This window comes from Bacillus sp. HU-1818 (assembly GCF_022695965.1).
GTDB lineage: Bacteria > Bacillota > Bacilli > Bacillales > Bacillaceae > Bacillus > Bacillus atrophaeus.
This window is the reverse complement of the sequence record NZ_JAAPBE010000003.1, coordinates 241,420-265,043: the sequence shown is the minus strand read 5'-3', so window position 1 is coordinate 265,043 and position 23,624 is coordinate 241,420. Positions and strand designations below refer to the sequence as shown.

Sequence of the window (23,624 nt, the reverse complement as noted above, 5' to 3'; positions counted from 1 at the left end):
GGGTTCACTTCGCACATACTCTGCTCATCATTCTTGATGTTACTCCGCGTATTGCAAAAAAAACTCCAGTCCATCGACCGGAGTTTTTGTGTCATTATTGAGCTGCAGGATATACGCTCACTTTTTTGCGGTCACGTCCGAAACGTTCGAATTTAACAGTTCCGTCGATTTTAGCGAAAAGAGTGTCATCTCCTCCGCGGCCCACGTTTTCACCTGGGTAAATCTTTGTTCCGCGTTGACGGTAAAGGATAGAACCACCAGATACGAATTGACCGTCTGCACGTTTAGCACCTAAACGTTTAGACTCAGAGTCACGTCCGTTCTTTGTAGAACCTACCCCTTTTTTAGAAGCGAAAAACTGAAGATCTAATCTAAGCATGTAGCTCACCTCCTATATTTTGTTTGTGGTTACCCGCAAGTAACCATTATAATCCCGTTCAATTGTCTCAAGTGAAACAATCATGCCTTCAATCAGCAGCTGAGCTTTTTGAAGGGCCTCCTGATCAGGGGCTTCAGGGAATTCAAAGTAGAAATATCCTCCGTCGTCCCCTATATCAAGAACCGGCTCTATGCCGGTGAGCGCAATAACCGCGTTGACCGCTCCAAATACGACAGCAGTGACTCCTGCACATACGAGATCTTGTCCATGTTCAGCAAAATTCGCGTGGCCCGTCATTTCAAAGGACAATATGCCTTTTTCTGAGCCGGACCTTCTGATTGTTGCCTGAATCATATCACACACGCCTTACGCGTTGATTTTTTCGATCGTAACTTTAGAATAAGGCTGACGATGACCTTGTTTTTTATGCACATTTTTCTTTGCTTTGTATCTGAAAACAGTGATCTTTTTAGCACGGCCTTGTTTTTCAACTTTAGCTGTAACTGTTGCGCCTTCAACTGTAGGGTTGCCGACTTTCACATTGTCTCCGCCAACAAACAAAACGTCTTCAAAAGTCACTGTATCGCCTGCTTCAGCAGCAAGTTTTTCGATATAAACAGATTGACCTTCTTCAACTTTGATTTGTTTTCCGCCTGTTTTAATGATTGCGTACATTCTCTGCACCTCCTATTAGACTAAGACTCGCCAGACAGCAGGGGGCATAAGCACTTATCACCTGCGCTGAGCGGTTGTAGCAATGGTGCTACATCCATAACATTAAAAAATATATCAAAATAGAGGGCTTATGTCAATCTATTTCCTCACTAATAAGGAAGCAAAAGATCTTCCATTGAGGAATTTGTCCGTTTATCCGCAAAATAAGCGTGAAGCACTTCGTTTTCATCCAGCTCACTGACCTTCTCGCCGGCTTTTTCAATAATAATCGGATGTTTGCAGCCGCGTTTAAATTTAGCCATCACATGATACACTTTGTCCTCAGCCTTTACCGTAAGCGGAATTAATTTTTCGACATCACGCTTTTTTCCGTAATATCTTTCTAACAGAAACCTTACGTGTGTATAATGCCGCTGCCGATGTTCATCAAATAATGAAGCCGCGAGAAAAACAAACAGCACCCATGCACTGATTTGCATGGGGACCGCAAATAAAATCCAGCAGCCAAGAAGCAAACCACAGCCCAGCGAAGTTCTTAAACAGAGCCAATGCGCTTTTTGAAAGGCAAATCGCTTAGATAACAAAAGAAATACGATTTTCCCGCCATCAAGCGGCCAAATCGGCAGCAGATTCACGAAAAGAATCGTCAGGTTATAGAATGTAAACATCTCAAACGTGTGCGGCTCTATGATCTCGAAGCTCGCGAGTATCCAAGCGGCGAGTTGGAGCCATATGTGCTGTAAGGGGCCGGCGATGATCACCGCAAATTCTTCTTTCAGCGGCCTGTTTCCATGCTCTTCAACCTCCACGGCTCCTCCAAACGGCAGCAAAAAAACACGTTTGATCCGCCATGAATAAAAAACCGCCAAAGCAGCGTGCCCCAGCTCATGGATCAATACTATGACAAGCAGACACAATATTTCTTTAATCCGTCCCGTCACCAGCCCAATCCCTATGATGATCCAAAGAAAAGGGTGAACATGAATTCTCATGATAAGGTCCAGCCATTTATTCAAATGTAATCACCTGAATCGGATCGACAAATGTGTCTCCTTCTTTGATGGCAAAATAATAGAGCCCTTTATTTTTCTCATCCAGCTTAATCGTGCCGAGTTTGCTGCCTTTATCGACAAAATCATACAAAGCTACATCAACATCTTTTAGCTGTCCGTATATGCTGTATGTATTGTCGGCGTGCTGCACCTTAACGGTCAAACCTGTCTCACTGTCTTTATTCACTTCGATGATGTAGCCTTCTTTCATACTGTCTATCGTATCACTGCTTGTTTCAACTGTTATCCCCTCGCCATTATCCTGAAAATCTTGCTGGATTTTCCCTGAAGCCGGTACAGCAAGGTCTTGGCCCACTTCTACCTGGCTATCTTCTTTCTTCGTTTCAGGAGTGAGAAAAGCAAGAGGGTCTCCGAATTTCGCTTCAAACCAATTGCTTGCTGATGCAAATTGAAATTCTTTCCCAAAGGTTTGGGCAATAGCCGGCTTGATCTGGTGTAACGGTTCAAAGTTTGCTTTATAGGCTATAGCAGATACAAGGACAAGACAAGCCGACAGCAGGCATTTTAATATGATTGAATCAGTTTTGAACAAAGGGTGTTTTCCGTTGAATGGCGGGATTTCATCCTCGTACGCCGGAAGTGCCCCATGTTTTTCATGCTCCGGCATCATTACCCAAGACGGCGGCTTCTTTTTTTCGGAAACCGTCTGAATAGAGGGACGCTTTGATCCAGCCTGCTGTTTTCTTTTTTTCGCCAATCTTTTTCTAATCTCATCTGCTCTGTGAGTCATAGCCATCATCCTTTGCATTCGTTGGGTTTGTACATAATATGTCTTGTCCACAGCAAATATTCGTTTAAACCCAAGGATGAAAAACGTTAACTCAAAACAAAAAAAAGATCTGACAAAGCCATCGCTTTCATGTCAGATCTTTTTCTGCCATTCTATGAAAAATAAAATTAAGACCGCACTCCGAAAAAGGATTTAATCTTAGCCATCATTCCTTTGTTTTGCTCTTCAAGCACCTGTAAAGGAACAGATTCTCCTAGAATACGGCGGGCAATGTTGCGGTATGCGATAGAAGCGCGATTTTTTGAATCCATTGCAATCGGCTCGCCTATATTCGAGGCTTTAATGACTTCATCATCATCGGCAACGATTCCAATCAAATCAATCGACAAGTGATGAACGACTTCATCAACATCCATGGTGTCTCCGTTTTTCATCAGGTGACTCCTGATTCTATTCACAATGAGACGAGGCGGCTCGATATTTTCCTCTTGCTCCAGTAAACCTATAATACGATCAGCATCTCTGACCGCTGAAATTTCAGGTGTCGTTACGACAATTGCTTTGTCAGCTCCGGAGACCGCGTTTTTATATCCCTGCTCGATACCCGCAGGACAGTCTATAATCACGTAGTCAAATTCTTGCTTGAGCTGCTGAATCAGCGTCTTTATTTGGTCAGGAACAACAGCTGTCTTGTCGCTCGTTTGCGCTGCCGGCATTAAATAAAGCAGGTCATCAAAACGCTTGTCTTTCACAAGCGCCTGATGCATTTTGCATCTGCCCTCTACAACGTCTACTAAGTCGTATATGATTCTATTTTCAAGACCCATTACGACATCAAGGTTGCGCAGCCCTATATCTGTATCTACCAAACATACGCGCTTCCCTAAAATGGCTAAGGCGGTACCGAGGTTTGCAGATGTTGTTGTTTTACCTACTCCGCCTTTTCCCGAAGTTATTACGATAGCCTCACCCAATTTCACATTCCTCCCTCAAGCCTTGTTAGATCAGGTCTTAAATGAGCCAAATGTTGAAGGCGTTCAATGACCATATTTCCGTCTGTATCTAAATAAGCACATTCCATGTCGTTCCCTTGTTGAATGTGGTCTGGGGAGCGATTTAATACGTGACTGATTCTCAATTGTGTCGGCAGCATTTCAGAAGCGGCGATCACAGCCTGTTTGTTCCCGTTATATCCGGCGTGGGCTATTCCTTTTAAAGATCCAAGAACAAAGATATTTCCCCCGGCCTGAACCGTTCCGCCCGGATTCACGTCTCCGATCAGCAGCAAATCACCCGTCACGTGAAGCACTTGGCCAGAACGGACAATTCTAGAAACGGAAATAATCTCCGCTTCCTCTTTCATACGCCGTGCTTCTTTTTTAGTGATAACTTCACTGACAATAGAATGAACAAATAAATCTTTCTTTGACGCTATTAATTCAATCAGCTGTTCTTCTTGCTCCTGATGTAAATAACGATTTCCGAGTTTAATATGAACACTGATTTTCTGACCTTTACCATCGGTATATTGTTCGATTGACAGCATATTCTGAAGACCGTCCAGAAGCTCATCAAAAGAACACGAATCATCCAGATGCAATGTCAAACCATTCTTTGTTCCTTTTATTGTTACATATTGCTGCTTTCTGGTCTTCACAATGTTCACCTCAACAACATACTCATTTCGTCAAAAAAAGCTAAAATCCTTTTTTACTCGTCTCGCAATTCTTTCTTTAGACTCATATAAAATAATCTAAAAGGTACAATAAGAACGATCGCACCTGCAATATTCAGTATAGCTGTCGGTAAAAACCGCTGAATGACAAAGTCATTAAATGACATAATGTCTTTATTTATTAACGACTGAATGCCATACACATAAAATTCAAGCACACAAACGGCCACCACTGCCACCAGCATCACAACAAATGCATTTGTTTGCAGCACTTTAAAGGCTTTTGCAGCTAAGTAGCATAGGCCCGCAAATCCAAACATATAAACCCCAAGCAGCCCTGTATAATTTATATCATATAGAAGGCCGAAAATGAAACCATAGACAACTGCATGCTTTTTGTTTATATATGCAGACATAAAGATCAGCACGATCATAAGAAAATGCGGAACGGCCATTTGATCATCCGTGACAAAAGGAAGTTTCACCAGATCGGTATAGATGCTTTCTGCAGAAAAAACCACCAGCATAATCAAAGGCAGAAGGAAACGTTTCACGATCCTTCCTCCTTTGAATCAACAGCCGGCACATCACGTTTTACCACGATGACATTGTTCAGGTCATATATATCTGCAGCAGGTTTCACGTGTGCAATTTTTGTTAAACCATAGGCATCAGGCTCTACCTCAGTCACTTCTCCGACTGTCAGCCCTTCAGGGAATACTCCCCCTGTTCCTGATGTTTCCACAAGGTCGCCTTTTTTCACTTCTCGTTTTTCGTCAGGATCAAGGATTTTCATCGTGAGCGTTTTTTTCTTCGTATCATAGCCTTCGATTAAACCGTAGCCTTTGCTGCCTTTTTTCCCTGAAATTTTTGTCGCAACCCGATTATTTCGGTCAGTATCGCTTAAAAGCTGCACCGCAGAAGTAAAGTTATTCAGCCCCGAGCTTTTAATTTTACCGACTAAAGCACCTTTTTCATTAGTGACAGCCATATCTTTTGCCACTTTTTGCTGAGTGCCCTTATTAATCGTAATCTGCGTGTACCATTTATCCGGATTTCGCGCGATGACTGTTGCTAAAATCGGATCGTAATCTTTAATTGATTTTACATGGCCGAGTTCGTCACGCAGGGATTTATTTTCATCCTTGAGCGCCTGAAGTTTGGCTTCATATTGCGTCTGTCCGTCAAGCTTCTTTCTCAGCCGTTCATTTTCTTCATATGTGTTTTTCAGATCATCAATGTCTTCAAATATTCCTGCGAAAAATTCGGCAGGCGTGTGAAAAATATTTTGAAATACTCCCGTCGTATCACCGATAAGTTTTTCGGGCCAGGTGGTCTTTCGGCCGTCCTTCAGCGAGAATCCAATCATAGCCACCAATATGATAATACACAGAAGTAATAGCATTAACCGTTTATTCGGCATCGTGTTACACCTCTTCTATTTAACTCCCGATTATCTTGTTTTCCCTTTGAAAAGATGGATATGCTCCAGTGCTTTTCCTGTGCCGATTGCAACACAATCAAGCGGGTCTTCGGCGATCAGAACCGGCATTTTTGTTTCTTCACTGATAATTTTGTCAAGGTTGCGGAGAAGGGCCCCGCCTCCGGTTAATACAATTCCTCTGTCCATGATGTCGGCAGCAAGCTCCGGCGGTGTTTTTTCAAGCGTGCTTTTCACCGCTTCAACAATGGTAGATACGGTATCCCGCAATGCATTAGAAATTTCTTTTCCTGTAATTTCGATCGTTTTCGGCAGGCCAGTCAGCAAGTCGCGGCCGCGAATTTCCATTTTGTCTGATTCTTCGGCAGATTCAGCAGATCCGATTTCCATTTTAATCGCTTCAGCGGTGCGGTCTCCGATCATCAGGTTGTATGTTTTTCTGATGTAGCTAATAATCGCGTCATCCATTTCATCACCTGCGACACGGATGGATTGTGACGTTACGATGCCTCCGAGGGAGATAATCGCCACTTCCGTCGTGCCGCCTCCGATATCAACGACCATGCTTCCTGTAGGTTCCCAAACAGGAAGATTCGCACCGATCGCAGCAGCAAACGGCTCTTCAATCGGGTAAGCGTCGCGAGCTCCGGCTTGTCTTGTTGCATCAATGACAGCGCGTTCCTCGACCGCTGTAATGCCTGAAGGGACACAAACCATGACATAGGGTTTTCTCGCAAACATGCCTTTATTTTTAATGGCCTGATTGATGTAATATTTCATCATTGTTGCCGTTGTTTCATAGTCAGCGATAACGCCGTCTTTCATAGGACGAAGGGCCACAACATTTCCCGGCGTTCTCCCGATCATGTTTTTCGCGTCATTCCCGACGGCGACGATTGACTTCGTATCCGTCTGCAGCGCCACAACTGACGGCTCTCTCACAACAATTCCTTTACCTTTTACAAACACAAGCGTATTCGCTGTTCCAAGATCTATACCAAGGTCTCTTGTACCAATTCCAAACATATGTATGTATCTTCCTTTCTTAAAGCAAAAATACCCTAAAGGGAAAAACTCATAAACTCTATTATAGCTTAATTTAACGAAAAAAAAAGTGTTACAAATATCCTTTTTCCTTTAAACTCACAAATTTTTTGTCGCCGATGACTAAATGGTCAAGCAGTTCAATGCCGATTAAATTTCCGCATTCAAACAGCCGTCTTGTGACTTCAATATCTTCCCTGCTCGGAGTAGGATCGCCGGAAGGATGATTATGAATGCAGATGAAGGAAGCGGCTGAGCGTTTGAAAGCTTCTTTAAACACCTCCCGGGGATGGACAATAGATGAATTCAGACTTCCGATAAATATAGTGCGTTTATGGATGACTTCATTTTTTGTATTTAAATATAAACAGACAAAATGCTCTTGGGTTAAGAAACGCATGTCCTCCATCACGAAGTTTGCCCCGTCTTCCGGGGAACGGACGACGTATTTTTCTTCATTGGCAAGTTTATGGATGCGGCTGCCCAGCTCCATGGCTGCCAAAATTTGAACAGCCTTCACTAAGCCGATTCCTGAGATGCCGGAAAGCTCTTCAACAGAGGCTTCCTTTAGCAGACGCAAACCTTCAAATGAGTGCAGAAGCCGATTTGAAAGGTCCATGACAGATTCTTTTTTTGTACCTGTTCTTAACAAAATGGCGAGCAATTCATTGTTGGCTAAGTTTTCAGCCCCGTATTGGAGCAGCCGTTCTCTTGGTTTTTCTTTTTCCGGGAAATCTCTGAGTTTTAACGGCAGATCATGAATGATCAAGCCCCCCTTTGTCTTCCCCTTCTCGTTTTGAAAATCAGGCCTCTATATCAAAATCTTTCAGGACCCTCATCGTTTTCGATATTGGAAGCCCTACGACTGAATAATAATCCCCGTCTATTTTTTTTACAAAAAGCGCGCCTTTTCCTTGAATGCCGTACGCACCTGCTTTATCCATCGGTTCTTTCGTTTCAATATAAGTCCATATGTCCTCTTCGCTAAGCGGCCAGAACGTTACTTCAGTTGTTTCATAGAAAGTTTCGCTGTGATCATGAGATTGGATACTGACGGCTGTCAATACAACATGGTTTCGGCCCGAAAGCCTCCGCAGCATATCGGCCGCATCTTCTTTATCTCGAGGTTTGCCGAGGCACTCGCCGTCCAGGCAGACAATCGTGTCGGCGCCGATAACGACAGCATCCGGATAATCCTTAGCTACAGCTTCAGCTTTTTGTTTTGCCAACCATTGGACGTTTTCTTCCGGTGAAAGGTTTCGGTTTAATTTTTCCTCCACTTGGCTGACGATAATGCTGTAGGACAGCTGGAGAAGATTGAGGAGTTCTTTTCTTCGCGGAGATTGTGATGCCAGAATAAGCCGCTTTGTCATGATAGTCATCCTTTCAGGGTTTGCTTAAGAAAAAAAGATACTTGTTTATACTACCAAATGATAGAGTTAACCACAATTTCAGAAAAATAACTTTTTCATGACAAAATGAAAAAAGCCCGTCACAAGGACGCAGCTCTGGCATTCATTTATTTGATTAGTCCCAACAAAAGCTGCTGGGCTTTCCAGCCGGATTCCGCACTTGGGTCTTCTAATTCCTTTAAAGCCTGAAGGATCGCTTCTTTTTGTTCTGTTTTATCCGCATCTGTTTTGCTGAGCGATTTTTCTATTTTCTCCACACTCGATTTTGGCACTTCACTGCCAATAATGGCTTTCGCTGAGAGTTCTGATGTTTCCTTGAAGGAATCCGTCATACCCTGATCTATGGACAAGGACAGTTCTTTTCCTCCCCATGCTTCAAAATCATTATCAATTAACGATTGTCCTAATTTTTGCGACATATCTTTTTCCGCTGCTAGACCGGCTATCACATAGGTATACCCGTCATCTTTTGATAAAGAAACGGCTGAGTACCCTTTTTCGGTCAGCTGCTTGGCTAACGTTTCGGCCCCTGTTTCAGAAGAGAATTTACCTGCTTGCACAGCATATGTTTTGTATGTACCGTCCGCCTGGCCCGTTTGCTCTGCACCGCTGCCAGTTTGACTATCTGCCGCCGCATCTCCCGCTTTCGCTGTTTGCCCTTGTGAACCTTGGCTTGCCGCCGCGGGTGCCGACGCTTCTTTATTTCCAGAAAGATTTAAAGCAAAAAGACCCAGCCCTGTTCCTAACACCGCTGCAAACGCGACAGTTGTGACCAGTCTTTTCACAGGCTTGCCCGTTCCTGTTTTCTTTTTAGATTGCAAGGGAGCCCCTGCTTTTTTCTTCTTTTTATACGGCGGAACAACTTTCGGGTCTTCTTTAAACACTTCATCCTCTTGAGAATCCCAGTTGAATTCATCTTCGTCAATCTTTGATGTCTCTTCCTGGGAAGCCGCGATCTCTTGTTCTGCCTTCCTTCTTTCCTCCCAATTAGAAAAAGTTACGGATTTGTCCTGCTTTTCTTCTGAATGATCATCTTCAAACACAGTTTCTTCTTTTCCGTTAATCGTCACCTTAAGGGCTTTTTCTGAAGCTTTTCCGTTTTTTTTGCTTTTCCGTTTTCTCATTTTCACTTCCCCCTCGCTTTCTTTGACCGTTCTATGGACTTTTCATGCTTCACACTTTAGCATAGGCGAAAAAAAAAAGAACAAGACTTTTGTCGCCTTGTCCAAAAACCGTTCGTCAAATTTTTCAGCGGGGTCAGAACATGGCGATTTTGACATAGAGTGATAATATTTCTTCACCGTACAGATAACTCACCAAGCTTCCGGCAGCTATCGCAGGGGCGAAGGGGATCGGCTGTTTACGATCGAGCTTTCCTGACAGCGTACCGCATGCACCGTACAGCATACCTATAAAGACAGCAAGGATAAAGGCTGCGATCAGCATTTTAACACCAAGTGCGATCCCCAAAACGGCAAATAACTTAATATCGCCGCCCCCGATTCCTCCTTTACTGAGTATGGCAATCAAGACCAACATGAAAAAACCGGCTGCGGCTCCTGATAAACTATCATACCAATTATGAAGCGGTGCAATCATTCTTCCTGCTATCAAAAAAGGGAGAAAAAACACCAGAACGCTGTCGGGGATCAGCATATAGTGAATATCTGAAGCCACGATAATGCTCAGCAAGGATATGAGCAGCAGCGCAACAACAAGTTCCCCGGATAAACCGAAACGCAGATAAGCTGCCGTAAACAAACATGCTGTCCAAAGCTCTGCTGCCGGATACATCAACGACAGTTTTTGTGAACAGCTTTTACATCTGCCTTTTTGCAGAAAGAAAGAGAAAACCGGGATTAATTCAGCATAAGACAACGGATGGCGGCAAAATGAACAGGATGAGCGCGGTTTTATAATGGAGATTTGTAAGGGGATACGGCAGCCTGCCGCATAGAAAAAGGACCCGAATATGAGACCAAGGATAAACATGACAAAAACCATTAAACAACACACCTTTTCTGTCTTTAGTTCTGGTGTGGATTGTAGCATAGAAAGCCACTTTACCCTTCATGTACAAAATGAGAATTTCACCATGAAAAAACCGGCAAAATAGACAGATAGCCTGTCTGTTCTGCCGGTTCATAAGAATAACCGCTATGATATTATTCTTTTCCTAATGTCAGAGATAAAATACAAGGAACCGGTGACAATGATAATTTCATTTGGATCTTCTTTTTTGCTTTCTATCCATTTGATCACATGGTCAGGATCCTCATCCCAGGTTTTATTACATATATCGCTTGCATCATAAAGGTCTTTGGCAAGGGATGCCCGCGGAAAATCAAAGGACGCAAAATGGATGGAATGTGCAACCTCTTCCATAGCTTTGATCATTTCGTAAAAAGGCTTATCCTTTAAAGCACTGAATACGATGTTTACCTTTTTATCGCTAAACCGCTGCTTAACCGTCTCAATCAGTTTATCGATTCCTTCTTTGTTATGTGCGCCGTCCAGATACACAGAAGGATTTTCCTTCACGAGCTCAAATCTGCCCGGCCATGCTGCTTTCCTTAATCCTTGCCGTAATGCCGCGTCACTGATGCTTGCCTGTTTTTGTCTGTTAAGCCACTCGGCAGCCAATATCGCTAAAGAGGCGTTTTGTCTTTGATGTGTCCCGATTAAGGATGTCTGCATCTCTTCATACAGCTTTTCGCCGGTCTTCAATGAAAAGCGTTCGCCTGAAGACAGTGCTTCTTCGTCAAAAAGAGTGCAAGTCTCATGCAAAGACTGAAACGGGGCTGATTTTTCAGCGGCTTCGTCTTGGATCACCCGCAAGGCTTCCCGCTGCGCAACGGCCGTAATGATCGGAATCCCTGTTTTAATAATCCCCGCTTTTTCGCCGGCGATTTCTTCTATAGAGTTTCCTAAAATATTCATATGGTCATGCCCGATGCTCGTAATGGCAGTTAAAATCGGCTCGACAATGTTCGTGGAGTCGTATCTTCCCCCCAGACCGGTTTCAAAAATAACGAAATCAACAGAGCTGTGCTTTGCAAAATATAGGAACGCACAGGCCGTAATGATTTCAAATTCTGTAGGAGGCCCAAGTTCTGTTTGGTCAAGCTCATCGACAAGGGGTTTTATTTCATTGACAAGCATAGTCCATTCCCCGTCAGAAATCGGTGCGCCGTTCACACTGATCCGTTCATTAAATGTGATGATAAACGGTGATGTAAAAGTTCCGACTGAATAACCTGCTTCCTGTAAAAATGAACGGATAAACGCCACGGTGGACCCTTTTCCATTTGTCCCCGCCACATGCAGAGCGCGGATCTTTTTTTCAGGATGCTCCAGGCCTTTCATCAGCCGTTTCATTCGCTCAATTCCGGGCTTTACGCCGAATTTCAGGCGCCCGTGAATCCAGCTTATCGCTTCCTCATAGGTAGTAAACACTTAAATCCCCTCTTTTTATAGGACAAGGCGGCTTCCGAAGAAACCGCCCCGGCTTTTATCAGCCTTTCAGCTCAGCCATTCTTGCTTGAACAGCATCGCGTTTTGTCACATAATCTTTTTCTTTTTCACGTTCTTCTTCAATGACGTGTGCAGGAGCTTTTTTGATAAAGCCTTCATTTCCAAGTTTCTTTTGGACACGTTCGACTTCTTTTGTCAGCTTATCGAATTCCTTTTGCAGACGGGCGATTTCTTCATCTATGTTAATCAGCCCTTCTAACGGGAGAATGACCTCTGCACCAGTCACTACAGCTGTCATTGCTTTATCGGCAGACTCGATATCAATGCCGATTTTCAGCATACTCGGATTCGTAAAACGCTCAACGTATGAGCGATTCGCTTCAAGGCGTGCTGCGATTTCTTCTGTGCTTGTTTTAATATACAGCTCGACTTGCTTGCTCATCGGCGTATTGACTTCGCTTCTGATATTACGCACAGAACGGATAAGCTCTACGAGAAGCTTCATATCCGCTGCCGCTTCTGTGTCGGTATGTTCCGGTACTGAAACAGGCCATGCGCTGACTGTAATGGATTCCCCTTCGTGAGGAAGGTGCTGCCAAATTTCCTCCGTTAAAAACGGCATAAACGGGTGAAGCAGACGCATCGTCTGATCTAGCACATAAGCAAGAATTGAACGGGTTGTCTTCTTAGCGGCTTCATCTTCACCGTACAGCGGAAGCTTCGCCATTTCAATGTACCAATCGCAGAAGTCGTCCCATATGAAGTTGTACAAATGGCGTCCGACTTCACCGAATTCATATTTGTCAGCGAGTTGAGTCACGCTCTCGATCGTTTCATTCAAACGCGTTAATATCCATTTATCTGCCACAGTTTTTTCGCCAGAGAGATCAAGCTCATCGTAAGTCATGCCATCCATGTTCATTAAAGCAAAACGGGAGGCGTTCCAAATTTTATTGGCGAAATTCCATGTTGATTCCACTTTTTCATAGCTGAAACGAAGATCCTGGCCCGGTGAACTTCCGGTCGCTAAGAAATAACGCAGTGAATCAGCGCCGTATTGATCAATGACATCCATCGGATCGACACCGTTGCCAAGCGATTTACTCATTTTTCTGCCTTGTTCATCGCGGATTAAACCATGAATTAAGACATCTTTAAACGGACGCTCACCAGTAAATTCAATTCCTTGGAAAATCATACGAGACACCCAGAAGAAAATGATATCGTACCCTGTTACAAGAACGTCCGTCGGGTAATATCGTTTGAAGTCTTCCGCAGTGATATCAGGCCAGCCCATTGTCGAGAACGGCCATAGCGCTGAGCTGAACCACGTATCAAGCACATCATTGTCCTGCTCCCAATTTTGTCTGTCTTCCGGCGCTTCCAGACCGACATACACTTCTCCGGTTTCTTTATGATACCAAGCTGGAATGCGGTGTCCCCACCATAATTGACGGGATATGCACCAATCGCGGATATTTTCCATCCAGTGCAAATACGTTTTTTCAAAGCGGTCAGGAACAAAGTTCACTTTTTCTTCTTTTTCCTGCAAGTTAATTGCTGCATCGGCAAGGGGCTGCATATGTACAAACCATTGGGTTGATAGGTATGGCTCGACAACTGCGCCGCTCCGTTCACTATGTCCCACAGAATGCATATGGTCCTCGATTTTAAACAGGACGCCGGCCTCCTGCAAATCCTTAACTAGCGTTTTGCGGCAGTCGAAACGGTCCATGCCGTTATATTGTAAAGCGTTTTCGTTCATCGTGCCGTCTTCATTCATAACAAGAATTCGTTCTAAATTGTGTCGATTGCCGAGTTCGAAATCATTCGGATCATGCGCAGGCGTAATTTTAACGGCGCCTGAACCAAAGTCCATATCGACATAATCATCTCCGACGATCGGAATTTCTCGGTTTGTGATCGGCAGAATGACCGTTTTCCCGATAAGATGTTTGTAGCGTTCATCTTCAGGGTGGACCGCCACTGCCGTATCGCCAAGCATCGTTTCAGGGCGGGTTGTGGCGATTTCAATTGTTCCTGATCCGTCAGACAGCGGATAGCTCATATGATAGAAAGCGCCTTGAACGTCTTTGTAAATGACTTCAATATCGGATAGCGCAGTCTTTGTCGCAGGGTCCCAGTTGATGATGTATTCCCCTCTGTAGATCAAGCCTTTTTCATAAAGCTTCACAAATACTTCTCGCACAGCTTTATTTAAGCCTTCATCTAGCGTAAAGCGCTCACGTGAATAATCAAGGCCAAGGCCCATTTTCGCCCACTGGCTGCGGATGAATTCAGCGTACTCTTCTTTCCACTTCCACGTTTCTTCAAGGAATTTCTCACGGCCTAAATCATAGCGGCTTGTGCCCTCTTCACGCAGCTTTGCCTCAACCTTAGCCTGAGTGGCGATCCCGGCATGATCCATCCCCGGAAGCCACAGAACGTCATAGCCCTGCATCCGTTTCATCCGTGTCACAATGTCCTGCAGCGTCGTATCCCACGCATGACCCAAGTGAAGCCGGCCTGTTACGTTTGGCGGCGGGATAACCACAGAGTAAGGCTCTTTTGTTTTATCGTTTTTTGCTTCAAAGAATTTTCCCTTTAACCAAAAATCATATCTGTCCTTTTCAACTGCCGCCGGATCATATTTCGTCGGCATTGTTTGTTCATTCGTTTCCATCGTAACCCTCCAGCATGTTTAGAAATGGCTGAGCAACTAAAAAAGAGCCCTTCATCCCTGTAAAGGACGAAAAGCTCTTTCGCGGTACCACCTTTTTTCATGAACAATACATTCATGCACTTAAACGGATAACGGGTGCGCCCCGAATTTCTCTACTCGAGTTCAAGAAATTTTGCTCCCGGGCGACCTTCCAATAAGACTGTCATAAGAAGCCTTTCAGCAAGCGGCTTCTCTCTCTGCATGCGTCTTTTTTGTACTCTTCCCGTTCCAAGCAGGTGTATATATCAGCTCGTTATATACTTCATTTATGCTCTTTATTATAGTAAAAGTGTTTTCTATTCGTCAATCATCTTTTCCAAAAACCCGTCTGCCTATACAAAAATGGGCATGCACCCATCGCCCAAGGTTACATATGATGCTTGCATATACGAAGAGGGGGATACATTGTGAGAAAAAAAATCAACTCATATTCGTTGCCGCCGTGGGTCAGACAGATACGTCACGCCTCCGCGCAAGTCATTATTCCGATAGCAGTCTTTCAAGCAATCAGGACTATCATCTTTCCGACAACTTTTGATGTTTTGCTGCTCGGGATATTAATATTTTTCGCTTGCGCGTTTCATTTGGAGTGGCTGTAATCAAAACGGGTCCGCGCCATTAAGACGCAGACCCGTTTTCAGTTTGAAATTTTTTCTCTTGTTCAATCTGATGAACCTTCATAACGAAGGGTTCCGTATTTTTCATCTGCCAATAAGCCCTCAGCAAATGGGCGCATTCCTCTTTTTCATGAAGCCTTTGATTGGTTTGGTAGCGGTTCAGCACTTTATATAAAGCAGCGGGGTAAGCCATATAACTGAGAAAAAGGCTGGTTTCTGATTCATATAGAGGAAAAGCTTTATGATACGTATAAAACCAGTCAAGACACTCCGGACAAGATTTAGGATAGCTTCTGAACGTTCTCTCATAAAAGCCGATCAAATCATTTTGAGGCGGACCGACAGAGGCTTTCTCGAAATTTGTAAAAAAGCCTGATCCCGCATCGTTATACAAAAAATGATGGATTGACAGGCTCCCATGATTCATGACAATTCTGTAATCACTCTTTTCCTTCATGGCTTCATACCAGTCTCCAAGCCGGTCAATCGCAAAGTTCACAGCAGAGATCGTTTCGGAAAAACATGTGACAGCCTGCAGTTCAAACGGTGAAAGGTACCATTCTTTTTCTGCCTGATCTACAAACTGCTCATAACTTAGCTTTTCATTCTCCCACTTTTTCTTCGTGTTCTCATAATGGTGTCTAATATCCTCGCCGCTGATTTTGATTTCCTGCACAGTCCTCTCATGAAGACGCGCAGTTTCTCTAAACAGATATTCATGCTTTTGATCCCGTTCTTCCGCTTGATCATATTGGAGCCAAGGCATCAAATAATAATAAACATTCCGAGTCTGCATACCGCCTGAAAAAAATTCACCCGAATTCGTTCTGTATATAGGTACAAAAGAACGAAAACCTTTTTCCTCCAGCGCCAGCATTTGATCTGTAAAAAGCCTGCTTCGTTTCACTTCGAGCTGTTTCAGCGCAAAAATCCCGTAATTTGTATACACTTTACATACACGCGGACTGACAGGTTCTATAAATTCCGCTGTCAGCCCATATTCCGCAAGAACCGTTTGGACATCTTCCATTCCATTCACCACATTTTCAAATCACTCGGATTTATGCATGGCTGTTGTTGTATTCCGGTATATAGAGAATCTGCCCTTCTTCTAAATCTGCATCCAATGATAAAGCATTCATTCTGATCAGCTGCTGTGAGCTGATATCATACCGTTCACACACACGTTCAATCGTATCCTGCTGCTGAACAATGCATATTTTCATTCTTGAAAACTCTTCTTCTTCTCTTGTGAAAAGTTTTGTTAAATAGAGAGAATTATTATTTTCTCTAGCTTGCGGTTCCTCCGTTTCAGCTGTTGGCACTCTTTTTGTATGAGCCGCCGGTTCTTTACTTCCCGATTCTGGCGTATGGGACAGCTGAAAGGAAAATTCAGGATGAAACTCTTCATCGGCCTTTTCAGCTGATGATGTTTTTCTCACTTCGATTTCAAAACCGGCTTCCTCTCGTTCTTCCTCTTTCTCCTCTAATAGCTTAGGCGCTGAGTAGAGTGAGTGTTCCTCTGGTTCATGTTCAGGTAAAAATGCGCGATAAGCAGGTGTCAGGTCTGCCTCAGGCTCTTCAGTCAATGACTGATTTTCCGCAAAGCTATTCTCACCCGCTTTATCAGATGGTTCCTGTTCGGCATGCAGACTAGGTTCAGATTCCGAATCAGTCTTTTCCTCCGAACGTTTTTTCGTGCCGACGCGCAGAAGCGGTTCAAGCTCCTTCTTTTCCTCTTGGCGAAGCACTGGCTCAGAAGCCGGCTGAGCAGACGCTTCCGCTTCTTCTTTCGATTCTTGGCGTAGCGCAGCCTCAGGCAGCGGCGGGGCAGTGATTTTCGCTACACTTGCTTCTTCTTCCGCCTCTTGACGCAGTACAGTCTCAGGCAGCGGCGCGGAGTAAACTTCCGCAGCCTTCTCTTCTTTTTCCTCCGGTTCTTGGCGCAGCTCTGCTTCTGGCACTGGCGCAGCCTCTTCCGCTGCACTCATTTCCGCTGTTTCTTCCGGCTCTTGGCGCAGTGTTGGTTCAGGCGGCGTGGCAGTGATTTCTCCTGCTTGCTTTTCTATTTCGGCCTCTTGACGGAGCTCTGCTTCTGGCACCGACGGCGCAACATTTTCCGCTGCACTCATTTCCGCTGTTTCTTCCGACTCTTGACGCAGTGCTGGTTCAGACGGCGGGGCAGTGATTTCTCCTGCTTGCTTTTCTGCTTCGGCTTCTTGACGCAGCTCTGTTTCTGGCACCGGCGGCGAGGACTCTTCCGCTGCACTCATTTCCGCTGTTTCTTCCGGCTCTTGACGCAGTGCTGGTTCAGGCGGCGTGGCAGTGATTTCTCCTGCTTGCTTTTCTGTTTCGGCCTCTTGGCGCAGCTCTGCTTCTCGAACCGGCGGCGTGGCCTCTTCCGCTGCACTCATTTTCGCTTTTTCTTCAGTCTCTTGACGCAGTACTGTTTCAGGCGGCGTGGCAGTGATTTCTCCTGCTTGCTTTTCTGCTTCGGCCTCTTGGTGCAGCTCTGCTTCTCTAACCGGCGGCGCAGCTTCTTCTGCTGCACTCATTTCCGCTGTTTCTTCCGTCTCTTGACGCAGTGCTGGTTCAGGCGGCGAGGAAGAGATTTCTGCTGCCCTCTCTTTTTCTTTGACCTCTTGACGCAATTCAATCTCTGGGGACGGGGATAAGGAATTTTCCGTACCCTCTTCCGACTGTTGGCGCAGACCCGCTTCTGGGGCGAGCGATGCGAAATCTTCCGCTGCATTCTCTTCTGCTTCTTCCGACTCTTGACGAAGTACAGCTTCTGGATCCGGCGGGGCGGAGTCTTCCGCTTGATTTTCATCAGTTTCTGGCTCTCGATTATTTAGTGACGGCGACTCAGATGTATGGTTATCCTCATCTTTGTCCTGCAAAAATTCCGGCGCAGCATACAGAGGAGCTTCAGGCTGCCTGATCTCATTTTCATCAAGCAGACCCTCAATGGCTAAATCAGCTTGGATGGTTAAAAGGCGTGACTCTGATAATTGATAATCAAACGCATCAATAAACACAAACACATCATTTAAATGGCTCACTTTATTTTTTGGAATGGTGATGTCAACAGGGAAGCAATGGGTCAGCTCTGCCGTTCCGTCCTCTCTTGTCCTGACTTCCTCTACAAACCGCTTTTCCGTAATCAGTTCTTCAAAATCTCTGCTTTGATCTATGTTGTACTCACCTGTAAGTTCTAGCGATCCTCTGATTGATACGTAATCATTTACTTCCTGCACCCTAATATCAGGATCTAATGAAATAGAAAGTAATTCAGAAACTTCCTGTCCTTTTTGGAAACAGATTGATTCTTCTACAGAAAATTGCAAACGATGATTATGCGGCAAGTTCATATCCTCCTTTCACCTAATCCTTAAAATTAGATGTCACTAAAGGTGTATGTCTGAAGGGGGGGAAATATGAATGGGGAATACAGAAAAAACCGGTACAAGGAAGGCCTTATACCGGTTATGCATAGATTACGCCCGACTGATTTCAGCAAATACTTTTTCAGCCGCTTGGATTGTTTTTTCAATGTCTTCATCAGAATGCGCAGTCGACAGGAAGAGTCCCTCAAACTGTGATGGCGGGAGGAACACACCTTCGTTTGCCATTCCTTTATAATACTTGGCGAACAGCTTCAAATCAGATGATTTGGCTGCCTCATAGTTAACGACAGGGTCGTTAGTAAAGAAGAAACCGATCATCGAACCGGCGCGGTTAAACGTATGCGGAATCCCGTAAGTTTCAGCCGCTTTTGAAATGCCTTCTTCCAATCTGTCGCCTTTTTTGATAAATGCTTTATAGGAGTCAGGAGTGAGCTGCTTTAACGTTTCAAGCCCCGCGGTCATAGCGAGCGGGTTGCCTGATAACGTGCCGGCCTGATAAATCGGACCGCTTGGTGCAATCTGCTCCATGATTTCCGCTTTTCCGCCATACGCGCCGACAGGAAGCCCGCCGCCAATGACCTTGCCTAAACATGTCAAATCGGGCGTCACTCCAAAATAGCCTTGCGCGCACTGGTAGTCCACTCTAAATCCGGTCATGACTTCATCAAAGATCAACAGCGAGCCGTGCTGTTCAGTGATATCGCGCAACCCTTGAAGGAAGCCTTCACGCGGAGGAACAACTCCCATATTTCCGGCTACCGGCTCAACGATGACACCGGCGATATCTTCACCGTACTCTTGAAAAGCAAGTTTAACACTTTCCATATCATTGTACGGCACAGTAATTGTATTTTTTGCCACGCCTTCCGGAACCCCCGGGCTGTCAGGCAGACCGAGCGTCGCTACACCGGAACCCGCTTTAATAAGCAGAGAATCGCCGTGCCCGTGGTAGCAGCCTTCAAATTTGAGAATTTTATTTCTTCCCGTATAACCCCTTGCCAAACGGAGTGCACTCATAGTCGCTTCGGTTCCCGAGCTGACCATCCGAACAATTTCCAATGAAGGCACACGGTCTATGACCAGCTTCGCAAGCTCATTTTCCACCTCTGTCGAAGCGCCGAAGCTCGTCCCATATTCAGCGACTTTTTTGAGGCTTTCCACAACCTGATCGTTTGTGTGCCCCAGAATTAAAGGACCCCAAGACAGGACATAATCAATATATTCGTTTCCATCAATGTCAAAGATTTTTGATCCTTTTCCACGCTCCATAAAGATAGGGTCCATATCTACTGATTTAAAGGCGCGCACAGGGCTGTTCACCCCGCCCGGCATTAGTTTTAGAGCTTCCTTAAAAGCGGCTTTTGATTTTTCATAGCTTCTCATCTGCCTCAACTCCCGTCAAATGAAATAATTACTCCGCAAGCCATTTGGCTGCGTCTTTTGCATGGTACGTCATAATAAGGTCCGCTCCTGCACGCTTCATGCTTGTTAAAATTTCTAACACCATTTCTCTTTCTTTGATCCAGCCGTTTTGTGCCGCAGCCTTCACCATCGAATACTCCCCGCTTACATTATAAGCCACAAGCGGAAGGTTATATTGATTTTTCACGTCACGCATGATGTCTAAATAAGACATAGACGGCTTGACGATTAAAAAGTCTGCGCCTTCGGCAACGTCTGACTCCGCTTCACGAAGCGCTTCCAGACGGTTGGAAGGATCCATTTGATACGTTTTACGGTCGCCGAATTGCGGTGTGCTGTCAGCCGCATCACGAAACGGGCCGTAAAATTCACTTGAATATTTTACAGCATAAGACATAATCGGAATATTGACGAATCCTTCTTGATCGAGCGCTTCTCTGATAGCTGCGACAAAGCCGTCCATCATGTTTGATGGCGCAATAATGTCCGCACCCGCTTTAGCTTGGCTTACCGCGGTTTGCGCTAACAGCTCAAGTGATTCATCATTCAGAATTTCCCCCTCTTTGACAAGGCCGCAATGCCCGTGGTCCGTATACTCACATAAACAAGTATCAGCGATGACGATAAGCTCAGGGAAATGCTTTTTGATTTCAGCAATGGCTTTTTGCACAATTCCGTGATCATGGAAAGCCTGAGTGCCGCAGCTGTCTTTTTCTTCAGGGATTCCGAATACGATGACAGACTTAATGCCGAGATTGACAAGCTCAGCCATTTCGTCCTTCAGTATATCTAATGATACATGATAAACGTCCGGCATTGAAGGGACGGCTTTTTTTCCCTCAAGCCCTTCCACGACAAAAATCGGATAAATAAAATCCGACGGATGCAAACGTGTTTCCTTTACTAATTCTCTCATACTTGCGTTTGCGCGCAAACGGCGGTGTCTGTTAAACGTTTGGTTCATCTTAATCCTTCCTTTCTTGACATGCTGCACATCAATGTCAGCATTCCTTCTACCGTGAATGTCTCGGGGATATGAGACGAAATGCCATACTGCATCAGTGCCTCCTGTGTTAAAGGGCCGATGCTGATATAATTCGTCCTGTCATTCTCCCAGACTCTTTCTCCATTTCCCAGCGCGTGCATAAATGTATGCACAGAGGATGAGCTTGTAAATGTAATATAATCAAATGAAGAACGGCCAGCAGCTTGTCTCAGCTCAGCTATGCCTTGTTCATCGGGAACGGTATTATACAACACCCATTCTCTGACCTGAAAACCAAGAGGCTCCAGCTCTGTTTTTATCACACCCCGTGATAAATTGCCTTTTATGACCGTGACCCGCTCACTTATTAATGCATGCTGCTTTAATGTGTCAGCCAAGCACTCCGCAATATATGTATCCGGCATTGCATCCACCGTTACATGACGGGTTTGCAAGTACCTGGCTGTCTTCTCCCCGACAGCGGCAATCTTTTTCTGCACCGGATGAGGCAGTCCGTTTTCCTTCAGGTAGGAAAAAAAGAATTGAGCGCCGTTTACACTGGTAAAGACAAGCCATCCCGGTTCAGAAAGATCCTTTTGAAGCTTGTTTGCATATTCATTGGGTAAAGCTTTCTGAAATGTAATAAGCGAAGCTGAAACAGCCGATCCGCCGAGCGCCTCCACTTTCTGTTGAAACGAAGCCGCCTGCGCTTTGTTGCGGGTGACAAGTACGGTCTTTCCTTCTAAAGGAAGATCATCACTCCGCATCCTGATCAAGCTCCTGTTTGACACGATCGATTAATGCTTTGGCTCCTTTATCCGACATAAGCGCCGCACAGCGTTTGCCGATTTCTTCAGGATCGTTCCCAGCCACCTTCTCTTTGAAAATCGTTTTTCCGTCAGGTGAAGCGACAAGCCCTGTTAACTGGACTTCATCTTGATCATTTATTGTCGCATAACCGGCGATCGGTACCTGACAGCCGCCTTCCATTGCATTCAGAAAGGCTCTTTCGGCTAATACAGTGCGTTTTGTATATTCGTCGGTAAATTGAGAGAACAGCCGCAGCAGCGCTTCATCCGATTCTCTGCACTCAATCGCAAGCGCGCCTTGGCCGACAGCAGGGAGACAGCGCTCCGGCTCGAGAAATTCCGTGACGACATCATCCTTCCAGCCCATTCTGGACAGACCGGCGGCCGCTAAAATGATCGCATCGTAATCCTCTGTTTCCAGCTTATGAAGCCTCGTATCTATGTTGCCTCTAATCCACTTAATTGTAAGATCCGGACGCTCGACTAACAGCTGAGCGCTTCTTCTCAGACTGCTTGTGCCGATCACTCCGCCTTCCTTAATGTCAGAAAGTTTTTGATGACGTTTTGATATCAGCGCATCACGCGGGTCCTCCCGTTTCGGGATACACCCGATAGTAAGACCTTCCGGCAATGAAGCCGGCATGTCCTTCATGCTGTGGACCGCCATATCAATGTCTTCGTTCAAAAGCGCCTGCTCGATTTCTTTCACAAACAGCCCTTTGCCGCCCACTTTTGACAATGTGACATCAAGGATACGGTCGCCTTTCGTCACAATTTCTTTAATTTCAAATGTATAGGAGGGATCTATTTCCTCCAGTTTTTTAATCACCCATTTAGTTTGGGTCATCGCGAGTTTGCTCCGTCTGGAACCTACCTTAATCGTTCTCATTTATCTTTCCTCCCGAATCTGTTTGGGAACCGTTATTTTAGCTGAACCAATGGAATTGCGACAGGCTTCCGAGCAGAAAGTAATTAATCATCAGCACGAGAAAACAAGCAGTATTCCACAGCGCTGCTACTTTTCCCTGAAGCTCTTTAATCAATCTGATATATAAGTAGTAGCTGTATAAAAGCAGCACGATAAACGAGCCCATCACCTTGGCGTCAAACCAATACAGCGTTTCAATCGAGACATACGCCCAAATTACGCCGAGAATCAAGCTCAGCAAAAGCATCGGAACCCCGATGACATTCAGAACATATGCCATATAATCGAGCTTTGATAAATCCTCAATCCTCAGCAGCCATTTTCCCCACTTTTTCTTTTTCAACAAATTGTATTGAAATAGGTAAAGCACTGAAAACACAAAGGAAAGCGAAAAGGCCCCGTATGAGAGGATCGCCATTGTAATATGGATAACCAAAAGCTCCGAGACAAGCTGTCCGGAAAAAGCCGCAGAATGCTGCTCCGTCGGTGAAAACGTATGAATGGCTATCATAGAAAACCCGATAACGTTAGTAAAAAACACAATAAAGTCCACACGCAAAAGCTTTGTCAGCACAAGAGACAAGGTGACAAGCACCCACGCATAAAAATAAAGGGCTTCTGTCACATTTAAGACCGGGAACCTTCCTGTCACCCACATAAAGTAGGATAGATAGACAGTTTGAAGAGTCCAGACAATAGAAAGCAACCAGAAGGCCATTTTCCCAGCCTTCCGGTTGTGTTGAAGAAAGTCTATAAAATAAAAGAGTACGCTAAGTGCATAAATGACAATGGTGCCCTCATTAAGTCTTGCCATTGCTGTATCAATCATTG

General features: G+C 44.9%; 24 protein-coding genes and 2 other annotated features. Of the genes, 1 reads left to right on the top strand and 23 read right to left on the bottom strand.

What is annotated here, in order from left to right:
• Positions 1 to 94 precede the first annotated feature (94 nt).
• The 16 genes from rpmA to valS form a co-directional block, all read right to left on the bottom strand.
• Complete coding sequence (rpmA, locus tag GXP75_RS11740; RefSeq protein ID WP_003325251.1) at positions 95 to 379, bottom strand: 50S ribosomal protein L27; 285 nt, start codon at positions 377 to 379, stop codon at positions 95 to 97.
• 12 nt (positions 380 to 391) lie between these two features.
• Positions 392 to 733: a ribosomal-processing cysteine protease Prp gene (locus GXP75_RS11735; protein ID WP_003325250.1), complete on the bottom strand. Its 342-nt coding sequence runs from the start codon at positions 731 to 733 to the stop codon at positions 392 to 394.
• Between the two features lie 12 nt (positions 734 to 745).
• Positions 746 to 1,054, bottom strand: coding sequence for a 50S ribosomal protein L21 (rplU, locus tag GXP75_RS11730; RefSeq protein WP_003325249.1), 309 nt, complete (start codon positions 1,052 to 1,054; stop codon positions 746 to 748).
• Between the two features lie 13 nt (positions 1,055 to 1,067).
• Positions 1,068 to 1,140, bottom strand: a sequence feature (ribosomal protein L21 leader region).
• A 63-nt stretch (positions 1,141 to 1,203) separates the two neighbouring features.
• Positions 1,204 to 2,070, bottom strand: a complete 867-nt coding sequence (locus tag GXP75_RS11725) for a M50 family metallopeptidase (RefSeq protein ID WP_061572665.1) — start codon at positions 2,068 to 2,070, stop codon at positions 1,204 to 1,206.
• Complete coding sequence (locus GXP75_RS11720; RefSeq protein ID WP_242556866.1) at positions 2,063 to 2,857, bottom strand: peptidoglycan DD-metalloendopeptidase family protein; 795 nt, start codon at positions 2,855 to 2,857, stop codon at positions 2,063 to 2,065. Before GXP75_RS11720 ends, GXP75_RS11725 begins: the two co-directional genes overlap by 8 nt.
• Positions 2,858 to 3,024: 167 nt before the next feature.
• On the bottom strand, positions 3,025 to 3,831 hold the full coding sequence (minD, locus tag GXP75_RS11715) for a septum site-determining protein MinD (protein WP_061572663.1): 807 nt from the start codon (positions 3,829 to 3,831) through the stop codon (positions 3,025 to 3,027).
• A gap of 2 nt (positions 3,832 to 3,833) precedes the next feature.
• Positions 3,834 to 4,514 carry a septum site-determining protein MinC gene (minC, locus tag GXP75_RS11710; protein WP_061572662.1) on the bottom strand — a complete coding sequence of 227 codons (681 nt, stop codon included), beginning with the start codon at positions 4,512 to 4,514 and terminating at the stop codon, positions 3,834 to 3,836.
• A gap of 53 nt (positions 4,515 to 4,567) precedes the next feature.
• Positions 4,568 to 5,086: a rod shape-determining protein MreD gene (gene mreD, locus GXP75_RS11705; protein WP_061572661.1), complete on the bottom strand. Its 519-nt coding sequence runs from the start codon at positions 5,084 to 5,086 to the stop codon at positions 4,568 to 4,570.
• Positions 5,083 to 5,955 (bottom strand): rod shape-determining protein MreC, encoded by an 873-nt coding sequence (gene mreC, locus GXP75_RS11700; protein ID WP_010789375.1) that lies wholly within the window; start codon positions 5,953 to 5,955, stop codon positions 5,083 to 5,085. The genes mreD and mreC overlap by 4 nt, the downstream gene beginning before the upstream one ends.
• A gap of 30 nt (positions 5,956 to 5,985) precedes the next feature.
• On the bottom strand, positions 5,986 to 6,999 hold the full coding sequence (mreB, locus tag GXP75_RS11695; RefSeq protein WP_003325239.1) for a cell shape-determining protein MreB: 1,014 nt from the start codon (positions 6,997 to 6,999) through the stop codon (positions 5,986 to 5,988).
• A 91-nt stretch (positions 7,000 to 7,090) separates the two neighbouring features.
• Entirely contained in the window at positions 7,091 to 7,786 is a 696-nt protein-coding gene (gene radC / locus GXP75_RS11690; protein ID WP_003325238.1) for a RadC family protein, read from the bottom strand.
• Between the two features lie 34 nt (positions 7,787 to 7,820).
• The gene (locus GXP75_RS11685; protein WP_061572659.1) at positions 7,821 to 8,390 is read right to left on the bottom strand and encodes a Maf family protein; all 570 of its coding nucleotides are present in this window, start codon (positions 8,388 to 8,390) and stop codon (positions 7,821 to 7,823) included.
• A 146-nt stretch (positions 8,391 to 8,536) separates the two neighbouring features.
• Complete coding sequence (locus tag GXP75_RS11680; RefSeq protein WP_242556865.1) at positions 8,537 to 9,553, bottom strand: SPOR domain-containing protein; 1,017 nt, start codon at positions 9,551 to 9,553, stop codon at positions 8,537 to 8,539.
• Positions 9,554 to 9,686: 133 nt separating this feature from the next.
• Positions 9,687 to 10,433, bottom strand: a complete 747-nt coding sequence (locus tag GXP75_RS11675; RefSeq protein ID WP_242556864.1) for a prepilin peptidase — start codon at positions 10,431 to 10,433, stop codon at positions 9,687 to 9,689.
• Between the two features lie 153 nt (positions 10,434 to 10,586).
• Positions 10,587 to 11,885 (bottom strand): bifunctional folylpolyglutamate synthase/dihydrofolate synthase, encoded by a 1,299-nt coding sequence (locus GXP75_RS11670; RefSeq protein WP_242556863.1) that lies wholly within the window; start codon positions 11,883 to 11,885, stop codon positions 10,587 to 10,589.
• Positions 11,886 to 11,943: 58 nt separating this feature from the next.
• Positions 11,944 to 14,586 carry a valine--tRNA ligase gene (valS, locus tag GXP75_RS11665; protein WP_242556862.1) on the bottom strand — a complete coding sequence of 881 codons (2,643 nt, stop codon included), beginning with the start codon at positions 14,584 to 14,586 and terminating at the stop codon, positions 11,944 to 11,946.
• Positions 14,587 to 14,645: 59 nt separating this feature from the next.
• Positions 14,646 to 14,865, bottom strand: a binding site (T-box leader).
• A gap of 167 nt (positions 14,866 to 15,032) precedes the next feature.
• Between valS and GXP75_RS11660 the strand changes: the two genes are divergently transcribed.
• Entirely contained in the window at positions 15,033 to 15,224 is a 192-nt protein-coding gene (locus GXP75_RS11660) for a hypothetical protein (protein ID WP_061572654.1), read from the top strand.
• Between the two features lie 19 nt (positions 15,225 to 15,243).
• Here the strand turns inward: GXP75_RS11660 and ysxE are convergent, their stop codons facing one another.
• The 7 genes from ysxE to GXP75_RS11625 all read right to left on the bottom strand — a co-directional run bounded on the left by ysxE (position 15,244) and on the right by GXP75_RS11625 (position 23,622).
• Positions 15,244 to 16,272: a spore coat protein YsxE gene (gene ysxE / locus GXP75_RS11655; RefSeq protein ID WP_242556861.1), complete on the bottom strand. Its 1,029-nt coding sequence runs from the start codon at positions 16,270 to 16,272 to the stop codon at positions 15,244 to 15,246.
• Positions 16,273 to 16,303: 31 nt separating this feature from the next.
• On the bottom strand, positions 16,304 to 18,607 hold the full coding sequence (locus GXP75_RS11650) for a LysM peptidoglycan-binding domain-containing protein (protein WP_396022463.1): 2,304 nt from the start codon (positions 18,605 to 18,607) through the stop codon (positions 16,304 to 16,306).
• 132 nt (positions 18,608 to 18,739) lie between these two features.
• Positions 18,740 to 20,032, bottom strand: coding sequence for a glutamate-1-semialdehyde 2,1-aminomutase (gene hemL, locus GXP75_RS11645; protein ID WP_106043966.1), 1,293 nt, complete (start codon positions 20,030 to 20,032; stop codon positions 18,740 to 18,742).
• Between the two features lie 28 nt (positions 20,033 to 20,060).
• Positions 20,061 to 21,035, bottom strand: a complete 975-nt coding sequence (hemB, locus tag GXP75_RS11640; RefSeq protein WP_242556859.1) for a porphobilinogen synthase — start codon at positions 21,033 to 21,035, stop codon at positions 20,061 to 20,063.
• A complete protein-coding gene (locus GXP75_RS11635) occupies positions 21,032 to 21,823 on the bottom strand; it encodes a uroporphyrinogen-III synthase (protein WP_242556858.1) in 792 nt (263 codons plus the stop codon). The genes hemB and GXP75_RS11635 overlap by 4 nt, the downstream gene beginning before the upstream one ends.
• Positions 21,813 to 22,754 carry a hydroxymethylbilane synthase gene (gene hemC / locus GXP75_RS11630; RefSeq protein ID WP_242556857.1) on the bottom strand — a complete coding sequence of 314 codons (942 nt, stop codon included), beginning with the start codon at positions 22,752 to 22,754 and terminating at the stop codon, positions 21,813 to 21,815. Before hemC ends, GXP75_RS11635 begins: the two co-directional genes overlap by 11 nt.
• 37 nt (positions 22,755 to 22,791) lie before the next feature.
• Positions 22,792 to 23,622 (bottom strand): cytochrome c biogenesis protein, encoded by an 831-nt coding sequence (locus GXP75_RS11625; protein WP_061572647.1) that lies wholly within the window; start codon positions 23,620 to 23,622, stop codon positions 22,792 to 22,794.
• Positions 23,623 to 23,624 lie beyond the last annotated feature (2 nt).